Here is a 25046-nt window from a genome sequence, read left to right as displayed (position 1 = left end):
TCGGGCGGGAGTCGCCCCCTGCGGCGTCGCACAACTGGAAGAGTTGCATCCATGCAGGTCTGGCCTGGACAGGCGTACCCACTCGGTGCCACGTACGACGGCGCCGGCACGAACTTCGCGGTCTTCTCGGAGGCCGCGGACCGAATCGAGCTGTGCTTGCTGCACGACGACGGCTCGGAGACGGCGATAGAGCTGCGCGAGACCGACGCGTTCGTGCGGCACGCGTACCTGCCCGGCATCATGCCGGGCCAGCGGTACGGCTTCCGTGTGCACGGTCCGTACGCGCCGGAGCGCGGGCACCGCTGCAACTCCGCGAAGCTGCTGCTCGACCCGTACGCGCGTGCCATAAGCGGAAGCATCGAGTGGGGCGAGGAGGTGTACGGCTACCACTTCGGGTCGCCGGGCAAGCGCAACGACCTGGACTCGGCGCCCCACACGATGAGCTCGGTGGTGGTCAACCCGTACTTCGACTGGGGCGACGACCGGCGCCCGCGCACCGAGTACCACCACACGCTGCTCTACGAGGCCCATGTGAAGGGCCTGACGATGCGCCACCCGGGGCTGCCCGACGAGCTGCGCGGCACATACGCGGCACTCGCCCACCCCGCCATTATCGAACACCTGACCGAACTGGGCGTCACGGCACTGGAGCTGATGCCCGTTCACCAGTTCGTGAACGACCACCGTCTGGTCGACATGGGCCTCAACAACTACTGGGGCTACAACACCATCGGTTTCTTCGCCCCGCACAACGCGTACGCCTCCTGGGGCGACCGCGGCCAGCAGGTCCTGGAGTTCAAGTCGGCCGTACGGGCGCTGCACGAGGCCGGTATCGAGGTCATCCTGGACGTGGTCTACAACCACACGGCCGAGGGCAACCACCTGGGGCCGACGCTGTCCTTCAGGGGCCTCGACAACTCCTCGTACTACCGGCTGACGGACGATCCGCGCTACTACATGGACACCACGGGGACGGGCAATTCGCTGCTCATGCGCTCCCCGCACGTGCTGCAGCTGATCATGGACTCGCTGCGCTACTGGGTCACCGAGATGCACGTCGACGGATTCCGCTTCGACCTCGCGGCGACGCTGGCCCGGCAGTTCCACGAGGTGGACCGGCTGTCCTCGTTCTTCGACCTGGTGCAGCAGGACCCGGTGGTCTCCCAGGTGAAGCTGATCGCCGAGCCCTGGGACGTCGGCGAGGGCGGCTACCAGGTGGGCAACTTCCCACCGCTGTGGACCGAGTGGAACGGCAAGTACCGCGACACCGTACGGGACATGTGGCGGGGCGAGCCGCGCACGCTCGCGGAGTTCGCGTCCCGGCTGACGGGGTCCTCGGACCTCTACCAGGACGACGGGCGGCGCCCGCTGGCGTCCATCAACTTCGTGACCTGCCACGACGGGTTCACTCTGCACGACCTGGTGTCGTACAACGACAAGCACAACCACGCGAACGGCGAGGACAACCGCGACGGCGAGAGCCACAACCGGTCGTGGAACTGCGGGGCCGAGGGCGAGACCGGCGACCCGGAGGTCCTTGAACTGCGGGCGCGTCAGATGCGGAACTTCACCGCGACGCTGCTGCTCTCCCAGGGCGTGCCCATGCTCAGCCACGGCGACGAGTTCGCGCGCACGCAGGGCGGCAACAACAACGCGTACTGCCAGGACAGTGAGCTGGCCTGGGTGCCGTGGCCCGAGGACGGCGGTGAGCTGCTGGAGTTCACGCGCGCGATGGTGCGGCTTCGCCGCGAGCACCCTGTCTTCCGGCGGCGGCGGTTCTTCCACGGCCGGCCCGTACAAGGCACCCACGACGAGCTGTCGGACATCGCCTGGTTCACCCCCGCGGGTGAGGAGATGACCCAGCGCGACTGGAATTCCACGCAGGCGCGCGCGCTGTCCGTGTTCCTCAACGGCAACGCGATCTCCGAGCCGGGTCCGCGCGGCGAGCGCATCAGCGACGACTCGTTCCTGCTGATGTTCAACGCCTCGCCGAAGACGACCGAGTTCGTGGTGCCGGTCAATCACGGGCGGCAGTGGCAGGTCGTGGTCGACACGGCCCGGTCGGAAGGGGTGGACCCCGCGACGGCGCCGAAGGTGAAGGCGGGCGACCGGCTGTCGCTCGTGGACCGAAGCATGATGGTGCTTCAGCGACCTGCCTGAACTGATGGGCATGGTCCGGCGATACCCCGCGCCCCTCAAGGGGCGCGGGGCTGTGACATATGCGGCTCCGCCGCGTGGGCGCGACCAGCCCCCACCGACCCGCAGCCTCAGTACTGCCACTGACCGTCCCGCCAAGCAAAGCGCAGCGCTGGCGTGTCGATGACACGAAAGGCCGCCGGGCGGGTACGTAGGTTCCCATGACACCTGAGCGTCCCGACCCGGTGGGCCCTGCCGCGCCGACCGCCACGTACCGGCTTCAGCTGCAGCCGGAGTTCCCGTTCGGGGCGGCCGAGGCGGCCGTGCCGTACCTGGCCTCGCTCGGGGTCTCGCATCTGCATCTGTCGCCGGTCCTGGAGGCCGTTCCCGGGTCGGCGCACGGCTATGACGTGGTGGACCACGCGCGCGTGCGCGGCGAGCTGGGCGGCGAGGCGGGGCTGCGGTCCCTGTCGCGCACCGCGCGGGAGCACGGTCTGGGGCTCGTGGTGGACATCGTGCCGAACCACATGGCCATGTCCCCGCGCCACAACCGCCCCCTGTGGGAGGTGCTGCGCGAGGGCCCGGACTCGCCGTACGCGCGCTGGTTCGACATCGACTGGCCGGCCCAGGACGGGCGGATGCTGCTGCCGGTGCTCGGGCAGCCGCTCGGCGCGGAGCTGGGCGCCCTGGAGGTCGACGGCGACGTCCTGCGCTACTACGACCACGCGTTCCCGCTGCGCGAGGGCACCGAAAAGCTGCCGCTGCCTCAGCTGCTGGACGCGCAGTGGTATCGCCTGGCGTGGTGGCGGCTGGCCCGCACCGAGCTCAACTACCGCCGGTTCTTCAGCATTTCGGAGCTCATCGGGGTGCGCGTCGAGGACCCGGAGGTGTTCGGGGCCACGCACGGGAAGATCCTGGAGCTGCTGCACGAGGGCGTGGTCGACGGGCTGCGGATCGACCACCCGGACGGCCTTGCCGACCCGGACGCGTACCTCCGGCGTCTCCACGAGGCGACGGGCGGGCGCTGGACGGTGGTCGAGAAGATCCTCGCGGACGGCGAACCGCTGCCCGCCGCCTGGCCGGTCGCGGGCACCACCGGCTACGACGCGCTGCGGCACGTGGACGGCCTCTTCACGGACCCGGCGGGCGCGGGGGAACTCCTCGGCCAGTACCGGCGCTTCGCGGCCCCTCAGGCGGACCGTGGCGGCGTATGGGAGGCGACGGTGCGGCGGGCCGCGTACAAGGTCGTCCATCACGAGCTGGCGGCCGAGATCGACCGCCTCACGCGCGAGGCGGACCGCCTGTGCCGCACGTCGCCGGACCCGGCGCTGCGCGACCGCGCCCCCTGGGCCCTGCGCACCGCGCTGCGGGAGCTGCTGGTGCGCCTGGAGGTGTACCGGCCGTACACCTCCGGGGACGCCGCGTCGGTCGTCACCGAGGAGGCCGCGGACGAGGCCCGGCAGGCCTTCAAGGCGCCCGAGGAGGCCCAGGCGGTGGATCTCGTACGGGACCTGGTGCTGGGCCGGGTCGGCGACGGGCCCGAGTACGAGGCGTTCCGGGCCCGGTTCGCGCAGACCGCTTCGGCGCTGCGGGCCAAGTCCATGGAGGACACGGCGTTCTACCGGTACGTTCCGCTGCTGTCGGCCACCGAGGTGGGCGGCGAGCCGGGGGCGCCGGGCGTGTCCCCGGAGGTCTTCCACGCGTACTGCGCGCGCGTGCAGCGTGACTGGCCCGCCACCGGCACCGTGCTGTCCACGCACGACACGAAGCGCAGCGCCGACGTACGGGCCGCGATCTCCGTGCTCACGCAGGTCCCGTCGCGCTGGGCCGACCTGCTGGCCGAGGTGACCGGGCGGACGGCGGTCGAAGGGGTGGGCGCGCCGGATCCGCAGGTGGCCTGGGCCGCGTGGCAGACCGCGGTCGGACTCGGCCCCGCGGCCGGGGAACGGCTCCAGGACGCGTTGCTGAAGCATGTCCGGGAGGCGGGTCTCGGCACCTCCTGGACCGAGCAGGATCCGGCGTACGAGGCCGCTGTGGCGGCGTTCCTGAAGGCGGGGCCGTGCGGGGCGCCCGGGCAGCGCGTGGCCGAGTTCAGGAGCTCCCTGGAGCCGTATGTCCGGGCGAACGTTCTGGGGGCCGCCCTGGTCCATCTGACGATGCCGGGCGTGCCGGACCTGTATCAGGGCACGGAGGCCGAGTACCGGGCCCTGGTGGACCCGGACAACCGGCGGCCCGTGAGCTTCCCGCCGGAGGACTCGGGCGGCCTGTCCGCCGAGAAGGCCGCGCTCACCGTGGCCGCGCTGCGGCTGCGCGGGCGGCGGCCCGCCGTCTTCGGCGAGGCGGCGACGTACGCCCCACTGCTCGCGGAGGGTCCGGGCGCCGCGCACTGTGTGGCGTTCGAGCGCTCCGGAGAGGTGGTCACGGCTGTCACGCGGCTGTCGCTGCGTCTGGAGGAGGCGGGCGGCTGGCGCAACACGGTGCTGCCGCTGCCCGAGGGGCGGTGGGCCGATCTGCTCACTCCGGGACGGGAGTTCACGGGGCACACGCGCGTGGAGGCGCTTTTCGGTCGGTTGCCGGTGGTGCTGCTGGAGCGGGTGGGAGACGGCTCCCGGGAGAGCGACTGATCCGTGGCGTCCGTTCCATCCGCGGGCGGACGCGGGTCACATCAGCCGTCAGGGAGCGAATTGTCCCCCGGCTACCGGTAAACGCTGCTGGGCGTTCCCTGGAGGCGCCCCTCCACGTGCTTGACAGTTCACCCAGCCCGTGGAGTACTGCGGATTGCGACGCCGGGCGGACCAAGTCGGGGGTGAGTCTCCTGCCGGAGCTGCGCTACCCCAGTGTGACCGAACTCGTCTCCTCGGCCCGGGCGTTGGCTGCCCACCGGCCGGGACTGTGCTCGCTCAGACAGGTCGGCGCCTCGCGCACTGGCCGTCCCCTGCAGCTGCTCTCCGTGGGCCACGCCGAGCGCTCGGTGCTGGTCGTCGCGGGCGCCCACGCCAACGAGCCCACGGGCGGCTGCACTGTCCTGTCGCTGGCCGAACGGGTACTGCGCGAGGGGGAGTTGCGGGCCGACACCTCCTGGCACTTCCTGCTCTGCGCGGACCCGGACGGCGCCAGCCTCCATGTGACGCCCGCGCCGCGCACCCTCCTCGACTACCACCTCGGCTTCTTCCGCCCGGCGGGCCCGGAGCAGCCCGAGTGGTCGCCGTCCGTGCTGCCGCCCGACCGGCTGCCGCCAGAGACGCGCGCTCTCACCCGGGTCATCGACGAACTCCGCCCGTACCTCCAGGTGACCCTCCACGGCACGGATCTGGGCGGCAGCTGGGTCCAGTTGACGAAGGACATCCCGGGCCTCGCCGAACCGTTCGCGAAGTCTGCGGCGGAGCTGAACATCCCGGTCGAGACGGGCGCATCGGACGCCGCCGGCTGGCCCGCCTCGGGGCCCGGTGTGCATGTGATGCCTCACCCGGACTCGGAACTGGCGTACCCGAGCATGCCGGACGACGCCCGGCACAGCACCTGGTATCACGCCCACCGGTACGGCGGTCTGACCGCGGTCGTCGAGGTGCCGATGTGGGCGAGCGACCTGGTGGACGACCCGGCTCCGCATCCCGCCCCGACGACGGCGATGCGACGCCTGGCACACCGTCTCCGCCAGGACGCGACCCAGGTCGAGAACGTCCTCGCCGAAGCGCTGCCACGCCTTCCCGGGCCCGACGGGCCGCTGCTGCGCGCCGCCAAGTGGGCGCTGGAGCTGGTGCCGGGGCTGGCCGGGGACTGGGTCCGGACGCCGCCCGCGGACACCACGATGGCGTACGTCGGCAGCGTGGACGCGTTCGGCCGGCGGCTCCCGTTGCGGGCCGCGGCGATGCTCCTGCGGGTCCTCCAGGAGGCCGACGACCGCGCCGCGCCCCGACTGGAGGGCCTGGTCGTGTCCTGGAGCGAGGCCTTCGCCGAGCGCTTCTCCGCGCGCTGGGTGCCCTTAGAGCACCAGGTCGAACACCAGAGCCGGACGGTGGTCGCGGCGGCGCGGCACGCGCGGGACCGGGCGGCGTGAGGCACGCGCGCGTGGAGGCCGTTTCTGCGGAGGCCACTTCTTACGGCACGCGCGTGTCTGACAGCTCACTCCGGACGGCTCAGTCCGGACGGCCCAGTCCGGACGGCCCAGTCGGAACAGTTCATCCCGGACAGCTCAGTCCGACAGCGCGAACACCGCGCCCGTCTTCGCCGCCATCACACAGGAGTTGGCGAACGTCTCCGTGTACGTGACCCGGCGGCCGCCCCACTCGCCGCGCGCGGAGGCGGTCACCGGCGCGTAGAGCATGGCGCAGTAGGCGTCCTTGTCCGGGATCCGGCCGATGTCCCCGTCGGCGGCCTGCAGCTCCTCGCAGGCGCGTACCGCGCGCGGGTGCCCCTGGGGCGGGTCGCAGAGCAGCAGTGCGCCGCGCGTGTCGCCGCGGCTGACCGTCACGTAGAGCCAGTTGCCCGGGACCGAATCCTGGGCCGCCGTCGCCCGGGCCGGGGCCGCCCCCGCCACGAGGAGAGCGCAGGCGGCCAGCATCCAGGCCCGTACCGCCGTCGTCGCTTTCTGGGTGTTCGTCATGGCCTGTGCATCGGCACAAGAGGCACCGAGGCTCACCCCGACTCACTCGAACGGCACTTCGGCCCTCATCGGAGACGGGCCGAGGGGTCGCGCGCCGGGGCGCGGTAAGGGCGCCTGCCGTCGCGCCAGGTCGAACGCGGCGAGCACCACCCGTGCCTGGTACTCGACCTGCCGCGCGACCGGGATCCAGCGTGCCTCGTGACCGTCGTGATAGTCCGCGCACCACGCGTCGATGAGCCGGTCGAGGTCCGCCGTCGCACCGGTCGGGTCGTCGCGCCCGGCTCCGGTCACGAGCTGGTGCAGCAGTCCCGCCGTGCGCAGCGCTATCCGCCGCGCGGAGATGCGCAGCGCGGTCAGCCGGGCAGTGCTGAGCGGCGGCAGCGGGCGTGCGCCGCCGTCGGCGTCCGGGTCCGGCTCCGTGTCGGGGTCCCAGGAGTCGGCGAGGCCGGGGCAGACCAGTAAATAGTCGTCGACGGGCGCGAGGAGACGGTCGGCGTCCGGGACCCCGTTCAGGCCGGGGCGGATGCGGGCCAGCAGCCCCTCCAGAAGGGCCGTGTCGCGCCGCAGCGTGCGGCTGACCGCCCGGAGCGCCCCGTCGGCGTCCACGGGCACCGAACTGTCCTCCACGGCCGCCACGCCCCACATGGGCGCCTCGACGATCGCGGTCACCGTGCCGTACGGGTGCGGGTGGAACCAGGTGGACTCGACCGCCGCCTCCGTGATGGCCGCGGCCAGGTCGCCGCGCCGCGGGGGCGGGATCCGGTAGACGGCGGGCCCCAGGGCGGGCCAGTACAGCGTGTCGTACGGCCCCAGCTCGAGCGGGATGGCCAGGCGCCCCGCGATGTGCGCGAGGCGCGGCGCGAGACCGGGCAGGTCGCGGGTCAGCTCGACGAAGCCGCCGCCCACGTCGACGCCGTGCAGGGAGCACTGGAAGAAGGGCCGCAGTTCGTCCTGGAGGGCGAGCAGGGCGCGGGTCTCCGGCAGGGCGGCCCTCTCCGCGCCGTCGGGCAGCCACTCGGGCTGTTCGAGGAAGCCGGGGCGGAAGAAGTTCCGGAAGTAGTGGCCGAGGGTGTACGGGCCCGACAGCCAGCCCTCGTTGCGGCGGGCGCCGTCGGGGTCGAGGCACAGCAGCAGGTTCCAGGTCACGTCGGCGCCGTCGCACAACCGGGTGTCGGCGAGGACCCGTTCGGCGAGGCGCAGGGCGGTGGCGCCGCCCACCGGCTCGTTGGCATGGGGGCCCGCGACGACGAGGGCCTGGCGGCTGCCGTGTCCGACGGACAGCAGCAACAGCGGAAGTCCGGCCCGTGACGTGCCCACTTGGCGCAGCCGGGCGTCCCGCGGGCGGCGTTCGACGAGCGCGGCCGCCCGGACGCCCAGCTCGTCGACGGACGGGTAGCGGAGGAGTGGCGGCAGGGTCTTACCTCCGCTGCGAGTGGCCCGTGGGTTCACTTGGTGTGCATGGTGTACGCACAGTCAGTCACGGCTTCGGAGGCACGTCAACACCACTGCGCGGACAGGACGTTCACGGGACGAGGGAGCACGTTGCGGAGGCGCTGGTTCCGTCTGCGAGTGGGCGAGTTCGGCCCTGGTTCGCGGCGGCACCGTGGGCCTGGTCCGCCGGCCGTCGGCCTAGTCCGCCGCGAGCCTGAACGCCATCCGGCCGAAGCTGACCTGGTCGCCGACCTGGACCACGGCGGCGCCGATCACACGCCGGCCGTTCACGGACGTGCCGTTGGTCGAGCCGAGGTCGCGCAGCACCCACAGGCCGCCCTGGCGGGTGAGTTCGGCGTGCACACGGGACACCGTCTCGTGGCTGAGCCTCAAGCCGCTGGCCGGGTCGCGGCCGATGCGCAGCGGATAGGGACTGTCCGGCCGGGGCAGCAGCAGCTTGGGAAGCCGCTCGGCCTGCCATGCCCTGCGCAGCCGCACGGTGAAGCCGGAGACCGCCTCGACGGTGCCGAACAGCAGTCGCGACCAGCGGCTCTCGGTGCGCAGGTCGGCAGTGAGGGCGGCGAGCTCGTCCGTGGTACGGGCGGCGAACGCGAGCTCCATCCGCAGGACGAACGTGTCGTGCGAGAGCCTTCCCTGGGCGACGCCCTCCCGCAACGCCTTCAGCGCCCTGTCGCGCTCGGCGTCCGACAACCGCGCGGGAGCGGGATAGGTGTGGAACTCGGAGGACGACGTCACGGAGCCGATTGTCTGGCAGCACGGCCGGAGTGTCCAGAAAACGCAGCACTTCAGAGGAGTACGCACCTCCGGTTCGGTCCTTTTCAGTCGTTCGATCCGGAGGATTCAAAGGTGAATTGATCTCGTTTGACGCACCATGGGACCGGCGACGTCACGGTGAGCAGACGAGGGAGAACCGTCCGTGCAGTTCGAGGTGTGGGCACCACAGGCCGACCGCATGACGCTCCACTGCGCGGACACCACGCGCGCGTTGGAGCCCGATCCGGACCGCACGGGGTGGTGGACGGGGGAGACCGAGGCGGAGGACGGGACGCGGTACGGGTTCGCGGTGGACGACGGCCCGGTGCTGCCGGACCCGCGCTCGCGACGGCAGCCGGACGGCCCCGACGGGCTGAGCGCGGTCGTCGACCACGAGCGGTACGCGTGGCGCGCCGAGTGGGCGGGACGCGGGCTGCCGGGCGCCGTGCTGTACGAGCTGCACGTGGGCACGTACACGCGCGAGGGCACCCTGGACGCGGCTGCCGAGCGACTCGGGCACCTGGTCGAACTGGGCGTGACGCACGTCGAGTTGATGCCGCTGTGCCCGTTCCCGGGTCAGCACGGCTGGGGATACGAGGGGGTGTCGCTGTGGGCCGTGCACGAGCCGTACGGCGGACCCGAGGCGCTGAAACGCTTCGTCGACCGGGCGCACGAGCTCGGGCTCGGTGTCGTCCTGGACGTCGTGCACAACCACCTGGGGCCGTCCGGCAATTACCTGCCCGCCTTCGGGCCCTACTTCACGGAGACGCACCACACGCCCTGGGGCGCGGCCGTGAACCTGGACGCGCCCGGTTCGGACGAGGTGCGCGCGTATCTGGTCGGCAGCGCACTGGCGTGGCTGCGTGACTACCGGCTCGACGGGCTGCGCCTGGACGCCGTGCACGCGCTGCGCGACACGCGCGCGTGCCACTTCCTGGAGGAGCTGTCGGCCGCCGTGGACGCGCTCTCCGGGGAGCTGGACCTGCCGCTGTTCCTCGTCGCCGAGTCGGACCTGGGCGACCCCCGGCTCATCACCCCCCGCAAGGAGAACGGACTCGGGGTGCACGCTCAGTGGAACGACGACTTCCACCACGCCCTGCACACCGCGCTGACCGGCGAGGGACAGGGTTACTACGAGGACTTCGCCCGGGCCCCGCTGGCAGCGGTCGCGAAGACGCTTACGGGCGGTTTCTTCCACGACGGTACGTACTCGAGCTTCCGGGGCCGCAGTCACGGCCGCCCGCTGGACCTCACGCGGGTCTCCGCGCACCGCCTCCTGGGCTACACGCAGACCCACGACCAGATCGGCAACCGCGCCCAGGGCGACCGGCTCGCCGCCTCCCTCTCCCCCGGTCTGCTGGCCTGCGCGGCCGCGCTGACGCTCACCGGGCCGTTCACGCCGATGCTGTTCATGGGCGAGGAATGGGCGGCGGGCACGCCCTGGCAGTTCTTCACGGACCACACGGATCCCGAGCTCGCGGAGGCCGTACGCCGGGGCAGGCGGCGGGAGTTCGCGGCGCACGGGTGGGCCGAGGAGGACGTACCCGACCCGCAGGACCCGGCCACCCGCGACCGCTCCTGCCTCGACTGGTCGGAGCCGGAAGACGGGCTCCACGCGCGCGTGCTCGCCTGGTACCGCGAACTCATCGCCCTCCGGCACGACCAGCCGGACCTCTCCGACCCCGACCTCGCGGACGTCAAGGTCGCCTATGACGAGAACGCCCGCTGGCTCGCCTTCCGCCGCGGCGACGTCCGGGTGGCCGTGAATCTCGGCAAGGAGCCGGCGGCGATCCCCCTCGGCACCCGTCCCGTACGCGTACTGGCGGCGTGGGAGCCGGTGGAGGTGCCGGGGGCGGACGGGTTGCTGAGCCTGCCGGGTGAGTCCTGCGTGGTGCTTCTGCAGGGGTGACAGGGGCGGCACGGGCGGCAGGGGCGGCAGGGGCGGCAGGGGCGGCAGGGGCGAGGCCGGCGGCGCGGGAGGCGAGCGGTCGCCGGTCGGGCGTAAACGCTTGCGTAAGCGTTTACGCGGGCCCCCAGCCCCTTGCTTCCGCTCGCCTGCTTCCGGCCTCCTGCTTCCGTTCACCTACTTCCGGCCTCTTGCTTCCGCTCGCCTGCTTCCGGCCTCTTGCTTCCGTTCACCTGCTTCCGTTCACCTGCTTCCGGCCTCTTGCTTCCGCTCGCCTCTAAAGCGCCTCGTCCGTCTCGTCCCGCAGTTCCGTGACGCGTTCCAGCAGGATCGCCTCCCAAGCGCGCCGCAGTTGGGTTCGGAGCAGCGGCAGAGGGCTGGCGTCGCGCTTCTGGAGGTGGTCGGCGAGGCGGGTCAGCGTGTCGCAGCGGGCGAGCCACAGGCCGCGCAGACAGGGACGGGCGCCGTAGCCGGCGAGGGTGGCCGCGCGGACGGCCGCGGGGGCGCCGACGGCGAGGGCGAGGCCCGCGATGTCCTCGGCGGGGTCGCCGACCACCGCTTCGGTCCAGTCGAGGATGCCGCGTACCCGCCCGTCGGCGCTGACCACGAGGTGCTCGCCCTTGAGGGAGTGGTGGACGAGGACGGCGGCGCCGGGCTGCGCGGCGAGCTGGACGGCGGCGGCTGCGGTGAGCTGGTGGAGCCGGGCGGAGTCGAACTCGTCCGCCGCGGCGAGTTGTTCGGCGGCGCGCTCGGCGACGGCCCGGAGCGCTTCGAGGGACCGGGGCGCGACGCGGGGAACGCCGAGCATCTCGGCCTGGCGCACCGGCACCTCGCGCAGCCCGGTGAGCAGGCCCGCCAGGTCGGCCTCGCCCACGGCGGAGACGTCCTGCCGCTCGCCGGAACCACCGGGGATCAGCGTGTCGAGCGTGTAGGTCAGACCGCTCGCCCACTCGCCGCGCGCGATGCTCACCGGAACGGCGACCCCGATGTGCGGGCGCACCAGGTCGCGCAGCCGCAGTTCGCGCCGCTGCCGCCGGGAGGCCTCGCGGTCCGGGGCGAGCCGCAGCACATGGCGTGCGCCCACGAACCAGGTGGAGTGCTCGCCGCCCTCGGCGACGGGCCGGATCTCGGGCCCGTCGCCGTCCGGGAGCAGGGAGCGGACGAGGCGTCGCACGGTGTCCGCGGTGGGTGTCGCTGCCTGGGTCATGGTCGCGCCGTCTGCCGTTCGGGGTCCGGGTTCCGGGTCTCCTGAGGGGTCGTCAGCGCACGACGGCCATCTCTCGGGGGGTGTTGTTGAGGCGGCGTCCGCCGTCCTCCGTGACCGTCACGATGTCCTCGATGCGTACTCCGAAGCGGCCCGGCAGATAGATTCCGGGCTCTACGGAGAAGCACATCCCGGGCACGAGCGGCTGTTCCTCGCCCTCGATCATGTAAGGCGGTTCATGGGTGGTGACGCCTATGCCGTGCCCGGTGCGATGGATGAAGCGGTCGCCGTACCCGGCCTCGGTGATGTGCGCGCGGGCCACCCGGTCGACGTCCTGGCAGGCGATGCCGGGCTTCACGGCCCGGAACGCGGCTTCCTGGGCCTCGCGGACGATGTTGTGGACCCGTTGCTCCTCGGCACTCGGCTCGCCGACGTGCACCGTGCGGGAGGTGTCGGAGCCGTAGCCGTGTTTCAGGCCGCCGAAGTCGAGGACGACCATGTCGCCGTGCTCGATGACGCGCTCGCCCGCCTCATGGTGCGGGTTGGCGCCGTTCGGGCCCGAGCCGACGACCGTGAAGTCCACCTGCGCGTGCCCGAACCGGCGCAGCAGGTCCGCGAGATCGCCGGCCACCTCCGACTCGCGACGGCCCGCGAAGGGAACCTTCAGGATCTCCTCGTACGTTTCGTCCGCGGCTGCGCCGGCAGCCGCCAGACGCTCCAGTTCGGCGGCGTCCTTGACGGCGCGCAGCATCGGCAGGCCCTCGGTGAGGGAGACGTACGAGGTGCCGGGCAGCTCCTTCTGGAGGCCCAGCAGATGCATCGCCCAGGCGTTGTCGCTGACTCCGAAGCGGCCCGAGGCGTCGAGGAGCGGGGCCGTCGTCGCGTACGGGTCCTTGCCGTCGGTCCAGTCGCGCAGCGTCAGCGCGGGCGCGCCCGCCGCCCTCTCGGCGTCCGGGGCCTCCAAGGTGGGCACGACGAGCACGGGATCCTGTCCGGCGGCGAGCACCAGCAGGGTGAGCCGCTCGGTCGCCGCGGGTGGTGCGTAGCCGGTGAGCCACACGAGGTCGGGTCCGGGCGCGACCAGCACCCCGGCGAGCCCCGCGTCGGCGGCGGCCCGCGCGGCGCGCTCCATCCGTGCCCTGTAGTCGTCGGCGGTGAAGGGCGCAGGCATGCCGGTCATCCGGGCCTCCGGGTGTCAAAAGGGGCTACGGGCAGCATCCTGCCCGGACAGCGGGGGCAGCGCGAGCCGGTCGCGGCTTCTTTCGGAAGGGCGTCTTCTTCAAGAGAGGCGTTTTCTTCCAGAGGTGCGCCCTCTTTAAGAGGGGCGGCTTCTTGAGGGGCGGCCTTTCTCCGAGACATCAGCTCTCCAGGGCGAGGCGGGCACCGAGGAGCAGCAGCACTCCTCCGGAGACCTGCTCCAGCCTGCGCCGCACCCCGGCCCGGGAGAGCACCGTCTTCATCCGGCCGACGAACCACACGTACAGGCTGTAGTAGCCGATCTCGTAGACGGCCCAGAGGGCGGCGAGCCCGACCATGGTGGGCAGGTGCGGGGCGCCCTCCGGCACGAACTGCGGGAGGAAGGACATCGCGAAGATCGCCGCCTTGGGGTTGGCGAGGTTGATCAGGAGCCCGGTCCGGTAGGAGGCCCAGCCGCTCTTACCGCCGTCCTGCCCTCCGCCGTCGTCCGCCGCGTCCTTGGCGTGTCGCGCCTGCCGCAGCATCTGGATACCGAAGACGACGAGTACGACAGCGCCGACGACCCGCATCACGTCGTACGCCACTTCGGAGGCGGCGAGCAGCGCGGTCAGGCCGAACGCGGCGACGACTCCCCATACGAAGACGCCCGTCTCGTTGCCCAGCACCGTCAGGAAGCCGGAGCGCCTGCTGTGCAGCGACTGCCGGATGATCAGCACGGTGCTCGGACCGGGCGAGGCGGCGATCAGGGTACAGGCGCCGAGGAAGGCGAGAAGGGTGCTCAGCATGGGCCCATCGTGGCCCGGCGGAGGGGGCGCGGCCAATGCATTTCCACCGCATTTCCACGCCCGAGCCGCACGCTCACGCCCCACTCGCCCCTCCCTCGCCCCACTCCCCCTTAACGACTGCGGATTGCTCAACCATTAGAGCTAATGCTTAGATGCGCGTATACCATTAAGTGCTACCTAGGGGAGGCGGAGAAAGCATGCTCGTGCTGGCGCACATCAGCGACCTGCATCTCGACGGGACCGAGCGGGCGACGGAGCGCGCCCAGCGGGTGCGGGACCGGCTGTGGGGGCTGCCGGGGCAGGTGGACGCCCTGCTGGTCACCGGGGACATCGCCGACCACGGGACGGAGGCCGAGTACGAGGAGGCCGCGCGCATCCTCGGGCTGCGCGATCCGGCCACCCCCTTCGCCGTACTGACCTGCCCGGGAAACCACGACAGCCGCGCCCCCTACCGCAAGGCGCTGCTCGGCGAACCTGCGGGCGACGGCCCGGTCAACAGCGTGCAGGTCTTCGACGACGCGGCCGTCCTGATGTGCGACTCCAGCGTGCCGGGCAGCGACGAGGGAGAGCTGGACGAGGAGACGTACGCCTGGATCGAGGAGACACTCGACGAGCTCGACGCCACGGTGCCGGCGCTGCTCGCCTTCCACCACCCGCCCGTCGCACTGCACCACCCCCTGCCGGACGCCTACCAGCTGCGTCGGCCCCGGGCGCTGGCCGACCTGTTGGCGCGCAGGAGCGAGATCGCCGGGATCATCGCGGGGCATGCGCACACGCCCGCGGCCACGACGTTCGCCGGGCGGCCGCTGGTCGTCGGGCCCGGCGTGACCTGGACGTTGCGGCTGCCGTGGGAGGGCGAGGGCGCGGCGGACCGGGACGCGCCGCCCGGATTCGCCTTTCATGTGCTGGACGACGAGGGGCGGTTGACGAGCCACTTCCGGGTGGCCGTGTGAGGGACAGAGGACTGCCGGACAGGCGACTGATCGACGGACGGCTACTGGACGGACGGTTACTGGACAGACGACTGATGGACGGACGGCTGCTGGACGGACGGCTGCTGGACGGACGGCCCGGTCAGATGATGACTCCGGGGGTCACGGACAACTGCTGGAAGCCGCCGCTCGCGTGCCGCAGCGTGAGCCTGACCGCCGTGCCGGGGCGCGCCGCGGCGACGGCCCGCGCGAGGTCGGCGGCCGAGTCGACGCGGGTCCTGCCGAAGACGAGCAGGACGTCACCCCGTACGAGGCCCGCGGTGTAGCCGGGTCCCGGGACGTGGACGCCGACGAGGAGCGCGCCCGGGCCGTTGGGGGCGTCGACGGCCTCCACGCCCAGGGTCGGCCGGTCCTTGAGCGGGCTGATCGGCGGAACCCGCGGGTGCTTAGGCGGGTCTTTGGGCGAATCCCTGGGCGGGGCCTTGGGTGAGGCGGAGCTTCCGGCACTCGGGGCCGGCGCACCTCCCGGCACCCCTCCCGGCGCCCTTGCTTCCTTCCGCAGGTCGGCGAGCTTGCTCATCCCGATCACCGTGGCGCCCACGGTGCCGAGGCCGACCCCCGACAGCACGAGGACCGTCCCGACGAACAGGCTGAACAGCAGGGTCATGAGCCGTCGCCCGCGCCGTCGTGCGGCGTGCGGGCGACGCACCGTACCGGGTGCGCGGCCGTCGCCCCGCTCCTGGCCCGGCATCGGCTTGGGACGCAACGCAGTCTGTTCCATGGATCGCCTCCGGCCAGAGCTCTACCCTCCGCACCGGCGCACGACGATTCCCGAACGGGTGATGCGATTCATTCCCGTTCGAGTGGTCTGTCCTCACTCTTTGCGGCCTTCCCCCTGTCCGTCGGCGGCGTGGCGGTGCAGCATCCGGCGGGCCGTCGCCGCCATGGCCTCGTCGACCATGGCGCCCTCGAAGGCCACCGCGCCCTGCCCGTTCGTCTGTGCCGCCTCGACGGTGGCCAACAGGCGTGCGTAGCGGGCGAGTTCGTCCGGGTCCGGCGAGAAGACCTCGTTGATCACGGGGATGTGGGAAGGGTGGATGGCCATCATGCCCTCGTAGCCCAGGCCGCGGTTCTGCTCGGCGAAGGCACGCAGTCCGGCCAAGTCGCCGATACGGGTCCACAGTCCGGTGACCGGGTGGGGCGCACCGGCCGCGCGTACGTCCAGCAGTACGCGGGAGCGCAGCGCCAGGGTCTCGGTGCCCTCCGCGCTCCAGCTGTAGCCGACCGCGCGTTCGACGTCGCCGCCCGCGCCGGTCAGCGCACCGAGGTACGCGACGCGTTCGGCGGCCGCCGCGATGTCGTGGGCCGCGTACAGGGCCCGGGCCGTCTCCAGCAGCGGAACGAGAGCGATGTGCCCCCGGGACAGGCCCTGTTCGTACTCGCACCAGCCGAGCAGCCGGTCGGCGAGCCGTACGTCCTCGGGGCCGCCCACCTTGGGCAGCACGATCCCGGCGAGTCCTGGGCGTACGAGCGCGCGCAGCTCCTCCGCGCCCGCCCAGCCGTCGAGTTGGTTGATCCGGACGAAGAGCAGGGGCTGGGTTTCCGGGTCCGCGGCGGCGTGCTCGACGGCTTCGGCCACCTGGTCGCGGGTCGCCGTCTTGAGCTTCTCCGGTACCGCGTCCTCCAGGTCGAGGACGACCGCGTCGGCGCCGGCCGCCCGCGCCTTGGGGAGCCAGTCGGTGCGGGTTCCGGGAACGAAGAGCAGGCTGCGCAGTTGGGGGCGGGGCGCCCGTGTCGCTCCGGTGTCACGCGGCGCCGCGCCTCTTGCGACTCCCGTGTCACCCGGCACCACACCTCTTGCGACTCCGGTGTCACGCGGCACCACGCCTCTTGTAGTTCGGCTGCCTTCGACCGGGGTTCCTGCAACTCGACCGTCCTCAAGTGGGCTTCTCTCGACGCCACTTGTCTCATACGACACTGCGCTTCTCCAGGTCCGCCAGTTCCTCCGCGTCGAGCCCGAGCCATTCGCGGTAGACGAGGTGATTGTCCTGACCGAGGGCAGGCCCGGTCCGCCACACCCGTCCGGGCCGCCGGTGGAAGTGCGGGATGACCCCCTGCATCCGTACCGGACCGAGGTCGGCGTCGTCGACGGTGACGATGTCGCCGCGCTCGGCGTAGACGGGGTCCTCGGCGATGTCCGCGGCGCTGAACACCCGGGAGGCCACGACCTCGGCGCGGGCGAACTCCTCCAGGCACTCTGCTGTGCCCCGCTGCGCCACCCACGCGCGCAGCCCGTCGTCGAGCCGCCGGCGTCCGGCGTGCTGCTGCTCCGCCGTGCCGAACTCCTCCTCCGGCAGCCCGAGAAGAGCGGCCACATTGCGCACCGAACGCAGGGTCGCCGAGGTCACGGTGATCCAGTCGTCGTCGCGGGAGCGGTAGGTGTTGATCACGGCGGCGGGGGCGACCGACAGCTGGTTTCCGGCGCGCTCGGGCACCGTTCCGAGCTGGTCGTGGACGATGACCTGCCACTCGACGAGCCGGAACAGGGGCTCGAAGAGGGCCAGGTCGATCCATTCGCCGTCGAAGTCGGGGTCGTGACGACGGTGGAGGGCGGCGAGGACCGCGTACGCGCCCATCAGTCCCGTCACCGCGTCGCCGTGCGAGAAGCCGGTGTGGACGGGCGGCCCGTCGGGGAAGCCGGTCAGGTGGACGACTCCGCTGCGGGCCTCGCCCATCTTGCCGAAGCCGGGTGCGTCGGCGAGCGAGGAGGTGGCGCCGAAGCCGGAGATCTGGAGCAGTACGGCCTTCGGGTTGATCCGGTGCACGGACTCCCAGTCGAGGCCCCAGGTGCGCAGGCGTCCGGCGCGCAGGGTGACGATGACGACGTCCGCCCAGGCGACCAGGCGGTGGGCGACGGCCCGGCCGGCCTCGTGGTGCAGATCGAGCGTGACCGAGCGTTTGTTGCGCCCGGCGACCTTGAACCACAGCGGAACGCCGTCCTTGCGCGGCCCCATCGACCGGGCGGCGTCCCCGGCACCCGGCGGTTCGACGTGCACCACGTCGGCTCCCTGGTCGGCGAGCATCGCACCCGCCAATGGCCCGGCCACCACATGGGCGAACTCGACCACCTTCAGCCCGCGCAACTGTCCCTGCCCGCCGGTGTCCTGACGCTCGTACGACAAAGTGCGCTCCCTCCCCAGGTCGTCTGCCTGAGCTCGGAACTCAGCTTGCCGAGCCGAAGAAATGCCTGTCCAGCAAGAAAAGCCCATCAATCCATGCAAGTACCGCATGAATTGGGGTCGACGGCCGGACAACGCGGGCTTGCAGGGCGGGCTTGCAGTACGGACTTGCAGTACGGGCCCGCGTCGGTCAGGCCCAGGAGACCCCCGGCGGTAGATCCCCGCCCTGCAGCCGGTATTCCTCCAGCGTTTCGAGGAACCGGTGCGCCGCCAGCGGCAGAGCCCGCCGTGCGTGCAGGGCGATGTCGAGACGCCGTTCGACCACGGGCTCGACGAGGGGCCGGCAGACGACGGACCCGGCGCCCATCAACGGCAGGACGAGCGCGGGCATCGCGGACACCCCGAGACCGGCCGCGACCAGCCCGCCCACCGTCGCCACGCTGCCCGCCTCCGCCGCCGGCGCGGCCTGCGCGTCCACCTGGGCGAAGGTCGCGTCGGTGAGCCGGCGCACGCTCGACTCCCGGCCGACGGCGAGAAACGGTTCACGCGCCAGCTCCTCCCAGGTCACCTCGGGCTGCTCGGCCAGCCGATGACCCTCGGGCAGCAGCGCGACGAACCGGTCCCGGGCCAGCGGGTGGTGCTCCAGCTGGTCGGACGGCCCACCGACCGTGGTGATCGCGAAGTCAGCGTCCCCCGAGGCGACCCGGCCGAGCACCGTCCGCTCCAGGCCGTCCATGATGCGCACCGCCACCTGGGGCCGCTGCCGGCGAAAGCCGGAGATGACCTGCGGCAGCAGTACGGCCGCGACCGACGGCAGCGTGGCCACGGCCACCGTTCCCGACTCGCCGAGCAGGAACCGCCGCAGCTCCTTCATGCCCGCCCGGTGGGCGTTGACGATCTGCTCGGAGATCCGCAGGGCCTCGGCCCCGGCGGCGGTGAGCCGCACGTTGCGCGTGTCGCGTTCCAGCAGCTGGGCGCCCAACTGCCGTTCCAGGTCCGCGACCGCGCGGCTGAGCGAGGACTGCGAGACGTGCAGGTCCGCGGCGGCCGCGGTGAAGCTCCCCGCCCGGGCGACGGCAGCGTACGCCGCCAGTTGACGCAAAGTGGCCTCCATGGCCGCCGAGCATAAGCGCACGAGGCGGCCATTGTTGCGCAGAACGCATGGATAGATCTCTGTTCAATGCTGGACACGGATCTGTCGCCGCTTCGAAACTCGTCCGCAACTCGGTGCCGCGTCCGCCCTGTTCCGTTCGGCCCTTGTTCCGTTCGGCCCTTGTCCCGTTCGGTGCCGCGGCCGCCGCGTCCACCGCCGGGAGCCGTACACGCCATACCCGCCGTACACGCCGTACCCGCCGTACACGAGAAAGCGAGCGACCCCATGCTGGCAGCCCTGGGCTTCTCCACGATCGGTCTGTTCCTGCTGCTCACCATGACCAAGCGGGTATCGGTCCTGGTGGCGCTGGTGCTGCTTCCGGTCCTTGCGGCGCTCGTCGGCGGCCATGGCGGGGAGTTGGGCGAGATGGCCCTCGAGGGCCTGGTGACCGTCGCCCCGACGGGCATCATGATCGCCTTCGCGGTCCTGTACTTCAGCCTGATGGTGGACGCCGGTCTCTTCGAACCGCTGATCCGCGCCGTGCTGCGCGCCAGTCGCAACGACCCGGCGCGGATCACCGTCGGCACGGCCGTCCTCACCATGTGCGTGGCCCTCGACGGTGACGGTGCCTCGACCTTCCTGATCACCGTCTCCGCGCTGCTGCCGGTCTACCGGCGCCTTGACATGAGCCGTCTGGTGCTGGCCGGAGTCGTCTGCCTCGGTGCCGGGGTGATGAACATGGTGCCGTGGGGCGGGCCGACGGCCCGGGCCACGGCGGCGCTGAAGCTGGACACGTCCGACGTGTTCACTCCGCTGCTGCCCGCGATGGGCTTCGGCATGGCCTGGGTGCTCGTGGCGTCGTACCTGATAGGGCGTCGGGAACGGCGGCGTCTCGGCGCGCTGTCGCCGGAGCGCGGGCCGGACAGCGGTGTACCGGACGGCTCGGTGCCCTCCGTGCCCGATCGTTCCGTGCCCGGCAGCTCCGTGCCCGGCAGCTCCGTGTCGGACGCCTCCGTGCTGGGCAAGGCAGGAGAGCGGCCGAGCGAGGCCGAAGAGCAGCAGCACACCCGCGCGGCCGGCGACGGACCGGGTACGCCCCTCGTGCCCACCCGGCCGCGGGCCTGGCTGACCGTCTTCAATCTGGCGCTGACCGTGGCGCTGCTGGTCGGCCTGGTGCAGGAGGTGATGCCTCTGCCGGTGCTCTTCGCGGTGGCGTTCACCGTCGCTCTGGTCGTCAACCGCCCCGCCTGGGAGGAGCAGCAGGCATTGTTGGAGAGGCACGCGAACAGCGTCGTCCTCGTCACCACGATGATCTTCGCGGCCGGTGTCTTCACCGGCGTCCTGACCGGAACCGGGATGATCGGCGAGATGGCCGAGGCCCTCGTCTCGGTCGTGCCCGACTCCCTCGGCGGCCACTTGCCGGTCATCGTGGCCCTGACCTCGATGCCGCTCAGCCTGGCCTTCACCCCCGACGCCTACTACTTCGGCATCCTGCCGGTGCTCTCCGAGACCGCCGCCGGCTTCGGCACCGACCAGGCCGAGGTGGCCAGGGCCGCCGTCCTCGGGCAGATGACCACCGGTTTCCCGCTGAGTCCGCTCACCGCTTCCACGTTCATCCTGATCGGCATGAGCGGGGTGCAGCTCGGTGACCACCAACGCTTCATCTTCCGCTGGGCGTTCGGCACGACGCTTGTGATGACGGCCGCCGCACTGCTGACGGGCGCGCTGTCGCTGTGACCGAAGAACCCCCGCATGAAGAGAGGACCGGACCCGGAGACCCGCACCTGGCCGACCCACTACCGCCTGAGCGCCGGCCACAGTCTCCGGGTGACCGTGTCCAGCGACGACCACCCGGAGATCGACGCCGACGCCCCGGCCGTCACGCTGTGCCCGGGCGGTCAGAAGGCCGCGATCGAGGTTCGCTGCCGGCTGGTGGTGACCGGCAGGCTCGGGAGTTGGCCCGGTACGAAGCCGTGGGCGCGGCGGGCCAGGTCGGCGGCTCCGTAGCGGCGACAGCCGCGGTGCCAGTTCAGGATGCCGGCCATGTAGTTCTGCAGCTCGACCACATAGCCCTGCATGATCTCGCGGGCCTCCTCGGAGAGCTCGAAGTCCTCGTAGAGGACGGGGAATTCGTGAGCGGCGACATGCTCGAACTGCTGCATGCGCTGGGTCATGAGGTCGTTGATCACGCCGAGAGCCGTCGGGTAGTCGCAGCCGAAGAAGTTCTGCACGACCAGGATCCCGTTGTGCACCTCACCCTCGTACTCGATCTCCTTCTGGTACGAGAAGACGTCGTTGAGGAGCATCGCGTAGTCCACGGCGGCGTTCTCCAGGGACCGGACGGGTCCGCTGCGGTAGATCTCTGGTGGCATCTGCGGGCCGTGGCCCAGACGGCACAGGTTCTTGGTGAGGTCGGCGCCGAAGGTGGCGCGGCGCATCTCGAGGTAGTCGACGGGGTCGGGGATGCGGTTCTGCGCCTGGTTGGCCAGCTCCCAGACCCAGCTCTCGGTCATCACCTCGATCGCGGCCCGCAGGGAGCGGCGCGCGTCCGGGGTCATCGTCACGGTGGTGCGCTGCCACAGGTCGGCGAGGCCTCGCTCCATGCCGTTCGCCGGGGGCGGGATCTCCTCGCCCTCGACGGGCATGCAGGCGGCAAGCCGCGCGGTGCTCAGCTTCGCGGCGGCCAGGTCGCGGCGGTGCCCGAACACCATCGGGTAGTAGTCGTCCCCGTACGTCCCCCACGCGAGCCATTGCGAGCTGAGGTCCAGGGCCTCGGGCGTTCCGTCCGGACCGAGGCCCGCCGCGCACAGCGGAAGGTCGTAGCCGACGAGCTTGTCCTCGTCCCAGACACCCTCGCTCAGGAGGCCCATACGGTGAGCCCACGGGATGACACGCCGCCGCGCCCCGTCCAGATCGGCGTTCAGCCGGAGCTGGAACGGCATGTAGATGTCGGGGATCTGGGAAGGCCCTACCTTCTGGAAGGGCACATGCGTGTACGCGCGCAGTCGCTCGGCCCCGGCGGCGGCGAGCAGCGCCCCGACATCGGCGGCGGAGGTGCCGGGACCGGTGAGCCCGCCCAGGGGCGAGGTCGTGCGAGCTCCCTCGTTCATGTACCGGCTCGACCGCATGTGCCACTCGTGGCCGCCCGCCTGCCAGTCCTGCAGCCCCTGGGTGTACGCGGCCACGGCGCCGACCTCGTCTTGAGTGAGGCCCTTCTCCAGGGCCAGCGCGGGCACTTCGGTGAGCGCGGTGTGCTCGAACTGGTGCAGCCGCGAGGTGAGGATGTCGTTGACGGTGTCGGCGGCCTGCTGGGTGGTGCAGCCGAAGAAGGTCTCCAGGACGAGCACCCCGTTGCTCAGCTCGCCCTCCTCCTCGACCTCCCGCTGGTACGAGAAGAGGTCGTTGCGCAGGTGCACCGCGTCGGAGAAGGTCTCCATCAGCACGCGCAGCGGCCGGGAACCGGCGACGGGCTCGGGAATCTCGGCGGTCGCGTACTCCACGAGCCCCGCCGACCAGGGGGCGCCGCCCACCTTGCGGCGCATCTCGATGTACTCGACGGGGTTGGCGATCCGCCCCTCGTTGATGTTGGACAGCTCCCACATCGACTCGTTGAGCAGATGCTCGGTCGACTCGGCGAACCGCTTGCGCCACCCCGGGGACATCGAGGGAACCGTGCGCGCCCACAGGTCGGCGAGTCCGGCCTCGACCGGATTCTGCGGCTCCGGCACGGGAGTCGACAGGTCGAGCGGCATGAAGAGCGGGAGGCGGTCCAGGTAGGCCTTGCCGCCGGAGCGGTCCTGGCTGCGCTTGAAGGTCTCCAGGAAGTGGTCGTCGAAGAAGAAGACCCACACGTACCAGTCGGTGATGAGCGAGAGGGCGGGCCCGTCGCATTCCGGATGCGTGTACGCGCACAGCAGTCCGTAGTCGTGCGCGTCGAGGTCGGCCTGCTCCCAGATGCCGGAGCCCTCCAGCATGCCCATCCCGCGCGCCCACTCGGCGGAGTGGGCGCGTGCCTCGTCGACATGCGGGTTCAGCCGCGCGGGGTACGGCATGTAGAAGTGCGGGAGTTCGAACGGCTGCGTCATGGCCCGGCCCTACCCGCGGCCCCGGGCGGGCATCCGTACGGCGGCACATGATCGCCCCATCGCGTGAACGGATGAGTGAGGGGGCGCGGTTCGGGGAAGGGGGCGGCGTCTTTCGGGTCTTTCGGGCGCGCACCGGCTGCGGACCAGGTGCGTGTCGCGTGCGGACCGGGTCCGTATCGCGTGCGGACCGGGTCCGCATCACGTGCGGACCGGGTCCGCATCACGTACGTACACAGGTGTGTGTCGCATGCGTACACAGGTGCGCACCGCGTGCCTCCGCAGTGGCGTATCGCGTGCGTACACCGGGTTGTCGGCCGCCCGTCGGCCCCGCTTCACCGGCGCCCGCGAGTCTCCGGCAGGCCCTTGTGTCTCCCGCGTCTACGCGCGCAGACTACGGGAGTTCACGTGTCCCCTCCTCCTCCGGAGCCCCGATGAACCACCCCAGACCGCACCGCCCGCCGTTCTCGCGCCGTGCCGCGCTCGCCGGTCTCGCCGGAGCCGCGCTGGCCGGCTCGACCGCGTTCAGCGCCTCCGCGAGCACGCCGCGGCGTGCCGTCCGTTTCGCCACCTTCAACGCCTCGCTGAACCGCGGCACGCAGGGTGCCCTCGTCACGGACCTCTCCACGCCGGACAACCAGCAGGCCCGGAACGTCGCCGAGACCATCCAGCGGGTCGACCCCGATGTCCTCCTGATCAACGAGTTCGACTACGACGAGGACGGCACCGCGGTCCGGTTGTTCCTGCGCAACTACCTGGCCGTGGGCCAGAGCGGCGCGAAGCCGGTCCACTTCCCGTACCGCTTCACCGCCCCAGTCAACACGGGTGTCGCCTCCGGAGTGGACCTCGACGGCAGGAACGGCGCCGTCACCACGCCGGGCTCCGACGCGTACGGGCAGGACGCGTTCGGGTACGGCTGGTTCCCCGGCCAGTACGGCATGGTCGTCCTCTCCAAGTACCCGATCGACGTCCGCGCGGCCCGTACCTTCCAGCACTTCCTGTGGAAGGACATGCCGGGCAACGTCATGCCGGAGGGCTACTACAGCGCGGAGGCGACAGCGATCCTCCGCCTATCCTCCAAGAGCCACTGGGACCTGCCGGTGCGTCTCGGCCGGGGCGCCTCCTCCACCGTGCACTTCCTCGTCTCGCATCCCACTCCGCCCACCTTCGACGGGGCCGAGGACCGCAACGGGCGTCGCAACCACGACGAGATCCGGATGTGGGCCGACTACATCGGCGGGCGGCGCCGGTGCGCGTACCTGTACGACGACCGGGGCGTACGTGGCGGGCTGCGGCCCGGGGCCCGGTTCGTGATCGCGGGCGATCTGAACGCCGACCCGCACGACGGTGACAGCTACGACCACGCCATACGCCAGCTCCTCGACCACGCGGCCGTCCGCCTGCCTTCCGTCCCTCCCGCCTCGCGCGGGGGTGTCGAGGCGGCTCGCCTCCAAGGGGGTGCCAATGCGTCCCACAAGGGGGACCCCGCGTTCGACACGGCGGACTTCGGTGACACCGCCCCCGGCAACCTCCGGGTCGACCACGTCATCCCGTCCCGCGGTCTGACCCCCGTCGGGAACGGCGTCTTCTGGCCGACGTCCGACGATCCCCTGTACCGCCTGGTGGGCGGCGGGTCGACCGTTCCGACATCGGATCACCGGCTGGTGTGGCAGGACGTACGGCTGGGGTGAGCGGGGGTTCGGGGGCTGGCCCCCGACGGGGTC

18 protein-coding genes are annotated in these 25046 nt (G+C 71.7%); 7 read left to right on the top strand and 11 right to left on the bottom strand.

The genetic code is table 11. The features are described 5' to 3' along the window. Positions 1-51 precede the first annotated feature (51 nt). The 3 genes from glgX (at position 52) to GAS53_RS35190 (ending at position 6193) form a co-directional block, all read left to right on the top strand. Positions 52-2160: a glycogen debranching protein GlgX gene (gene glgX, locus GAS53_RS35200; protein WP_151481827.1), complete on the top strand. Its 2109-nt coding sequence runs from the start codon at positions 52-54 to the stop codon at positions 2158-2160. A gap of 197 nt (positions 2161-2357) precedes the next feature. Then, positions 2358-4760 carry a malto-oligosyltrehalose synthase gene (treY, locus tag GAS53_RS35195; RefSeq protein ID WP_151481826.1) on the top strand — a complete coding sequence of 801 codons (2403 nt, stop codon included), beginning with the start codon at positions 2358-2360 and terminating at the stop codon, positions 4758-4760. A 182-nt stretch (positions 4761-4942) separates the two neighbouring features. Continuing rightward, positions 4943-6193 carry a M14 family zinc carboxypeptidase gene (locus GAS53_RS35190; protein WP_151481825.1) on the top strand — a complete coding sequence of 417 codons (1251 nt, stop codon included), beginning with the start codon at positions 4943-4945 and terminating at the stop codon, positions 6191-6193. Positions 6194-6328: 135 nt separating this feature from the next. On the opposite strand, the gene GAS53_RS35185 is transcribed toward GAS53_RS35190, so the two are convergent. The 3 genes from GAS53_RS35185 to GAS53_RS35175 form a co-directional block, all read right to left on the bottom strand. Then, on the bottom strand, positions 6329-6739 hold the full coding sequence (locus GAS53_RS35185; protein WP_151481824.1) for an SSI family serine proteinase inhibitor: 411 nt from the start codon (positions 6737-6739) through the stop codon (positions 6329-6331). 42 nt (positions 6740-6781) lie between these two features. Continuing rightward, positions 6782-8152: a M14 family zinc carboxypeptidase gene (locus tag GAS53_RS35180; protein ID WP_151481852.1), complete on the bottom strand. Its 1371-nt coding sequence runs from the start codon at positions 8150-8152 to the stop codon at positions 6782-6784. A 216-nt stretch (positions 8153-8368) separates the two neighbouring features. Then, a complete protein-coding gene (locus GAS53_RS35175) occupies positions 8369-8926 on the bottom strand; it encodes a DUF1707 and FHA domain-containing protein (protein ID WP_151481823.1) in 558 nt (185 codons plus the stop codon). A 181-nt stretch (positions 8927-9107) separates the two neighbouring features. On the opposite strand from GAS53_RS35175, the gene treZ reads away from it, so the two are divergent. After that, on the top strand, positions 9108-10853 hold the full coding sequence (gene treZ, locus GAS53_RS35170) for a malto-oligosyltrehalose trehalohydrolase (protein ID WP_151481822.1): 1746 nt from the start codon (positions 9108-9110) through the stop codon (positions 10851-10853). Positions 10854-11127: 274 nt separating this feature from the next. Here the strand turns inward: treZ and GAS53_RS35165 are convergent, their stop codons facing one another. The 3 genes from GAS53_RS35165 to GAS53_RS35155 form a co-directional block, all read right to left on the bottom strand. Then, the gene (locus GAS53_RS35165; RefSeq protein WP_151481821.1) at positions 11128-12057 is read right to left on the bottom strand and encodes an aminoglycoside phosphotransferase family protein; all 930 of its coding nucleotides are present in this window, start codon (positions 12055-12057) and stop codon (positions 11128-11130) included. A gap of 52 nt (positions 12058-12109) precedes the next feature. Further along, positions 12110-13234 carry an aminopeptidase P family protein gene (locus GAS53_RS35160; RefSeq protein WP_151481820.1) on the bottom strand — a complete coding sequence of 375 codons (1125 nt, stop codon included), beginning with the start codon at positions 13232-13234 and terminating at the stop codon, positions 12110-12112. 178 nt (positions 13235-13412) lie between these two features. Continuing rightward, positions 13413-14036 carry a LysE family translocator gene (locus GAS53_RS35155; protein WP_151481819.1) on the bottom strand — a complete coding sequence of 208 codons (624 nt, stop codon included), beginning with the start codon at positions 14034-14036 and terminating at the stop codon, positions 13413-13415. A 197-nt stretch (positions 14037-14233) separates the two neighbouring features. Here GAS53_RS35155 and GAS53_RS35150 point away from each other — a divergent pair, with 197 nt between their 5' ends. Beyond that, positions 14234-14989, top strand: a complete 756-nt coding sequence (locus GAS53_RS35150; protein WP_151481818.1) for a phosphodiesterase — start codon at positions 14234-14236, stop codon at positions 14987-14989. Positions 14990-15110: 121 nt separating this feature from the next. Here GAS53_RS35150 and GAS53_RS35145 read toward each other — a convergent pair whose 3' ends face one another. The 4 genes from GAS53_RS35145 to GAS53_RS35130 form a co-directional block, all read right to left on the bottom strand. Continuing rightward, complete coding sequence (locus GAS53_RS35145; protein ID WP_151481817.1) at positions 15111-15749, bottom strand: S1C family serine protease; 639 nt, start codon at positions 15747-15749, stop codon at positions 15111-15113. Between the two features lie 93 nt (positions 15750-15842). Then, positions 15843-16817, bottom strand: a complete 975-nt coding sequence (locus GAS53_RS35140) for an HpcH/HpaI aldolase/citrate lyase family protein (RefSeq protein ID WP_151481816.1) — start codon at positions 16815-16817, stop codon at positions 15843-15845. Between the two features lie 118 nt (positions 16818-16935). Then, complete coding sequence (locus GAS53_RS35135; protein ID WP_225859277.1) at positions 16936-18150, bottom strand: CaiB/BaiF CoA transferase family protein; 1215 nt, start codon at positions 18148-18150, stop codon at positions 16936-16938. A gap of 187 nt (positions 18151-18337) precedes the next feature. Continuing rightward, positions 18338-19261 carry a LysR family transcriptional regulator gene (locus tag GAS53_RS35130; RefSeq protein ID WP_151481814.1) on the bottom strand — a complete coding sequence of 308 codons (924 nt, stop codon included), beginning with the start codon at positions 19259-19261 and terminating at the stop codon, positions 18338-18340. A gap of 264 nt (positions 19262-19525) precedes the next feature. Between GAS53_RS35130 and GAS53_RS35125 the strand changes: the two genes are divergently transcribed. Further along, entirely contained in the window at positions 19526-20977 is a 1452-nt protein-coding gene (locus tag GAS53_RS35125; protein WP_151481813.1) for a CitMHS family transporter, read from the top strand. A 161-nt stretch (positions 20978-21138) separates the two neighbouring features. On the opposite strand, the gene cyc2 is transcribed toward GAS53_RS35125, so the two are convergent. Beyond that, complete coding sequence (cyc2, locus tag GAS53_RS35115) at positions 21139-23325, bottom strand: germacradienol/geosmin synthase Cyc2 (protein ID WP_151481811.1); 2187 nt, start codon at positions 23323-23325, stop codon at positions 21139-21141. Between the two features lie 431 nt (positions 23326-23756). On the opposite strand from cyc2, the gene GAS53_RS35110 reads away from it, so the two are divergent. Continuing rightward, complete coding sequence (locus GAS53_RS35110) at positions 23757-25013, top strand: endonuclease/exonuclease/phosphatase family protein (protein ID WP_151481810.1); 1257 nt, start codon at positions 23757-23759, stop codon at positions 25011-25013. The last annotated feature ends 33 nt before the right edge of the window (positions 25014-25046 follow it).

The organism is Streptomyces albicerus (genome assembly GCF_008905045.1).
Classification (GTDB): domain Bacteria; phylum Actinomycetota; class Actinomycetes; order Streptomycetales; family Streptomycetaceae; genus Streptomyces; species Streptomyces albicerus.
The sequence above is the reverse complement of the archived record's forward strand: the minus strand, read 5'-3'. Positions and strand labels throughout refer to the sequence as shown.

Bases quoted from the DNA above. Each gene is read 5' to 3' on its own strand.
- glgX (WP_151481827.1), top strand. From the start codon at position 52: ATGCAGGTCTGGCCTGGACAGGCGTACCCACTCGGTGCCACGTACGAC.
- treY (WP_151481826.1), top strand. From the start codon at position 2,358: ATGACACCTGAGCGTCCCGACCCGGTGGGCCCTGCCGCGCCGACCGCC.
- GAS53_RS35185 (WP_151481824.1), bottom strand. From the start codon at position 6,739: ATGACGAACACCCAGAAAGCGACGACGGCGGTACGGGCCTGGATGCTG.
- GAS53_RS35165 (WP_151481821.1), bottom strand. From the start codon at position 12,057: ATGACCCAGGCAGCGACACCCACCGCGGACACCGTGCGACGCCTCGTC.
- GAS53_RS35160 (WP_151481820.1), bottom strand. From the start codon at position 13,234: ATGACCGGCATGCCTGCGCCCTTCACCGCCGACGACTACAGGGCACGG.
- GAS53_RS35155 (WP_151481819.1), bottom strand. From the start codon at position 14,036: ATGCTGAGCACCCTTCTCGCCTTCCTCGGCGCCTGTACCCTGATCGCC.
- GAS53_RS35150 (WP_151481818.1), top strand. From the start codon at position 14,234: ATGCTCGTGCTGGCGCACATCAGCGACCTGCATCTCGACGGGACCGAG.
- GAS53_RS35145 (WP_151481817.1), bottom strand. From the start codon at position 15,749: ATGGAACAGACTGCGTTGCGTCCCAAGCCGATGCCGGGCCAGGAGCGG.
- GAS53_RS35130 (WP_151481814.1), bottom strand. From the start codon at position 19,261: ATGGAGGCCACTTTGCGTCAACTGGCGGCGTACGCTGCCGTCGCCCGG.
- GAS53_RS35125 (WP_151481813.1), top strand. From the start codon at position 19,526: ATGCTGGCAGCCCTGGGCTTCTCCACGATCGGTCTGTTCCTGCTGCTC.
- cyc2 (WP_151481811.1), bottom strand. From the start codon at position 23,325: ATGACGCAGCCGTTCGAACTCCCGCACTTCTACATGCCGTACCCCGCG.
- GAS53_RS35110 (WP_151481810.1), top strand. From the start codon at position 23,757: ATGAACCACCCCAGACCGCACCGCCCGCCGTTCTCGCGCCGTGCCGCG.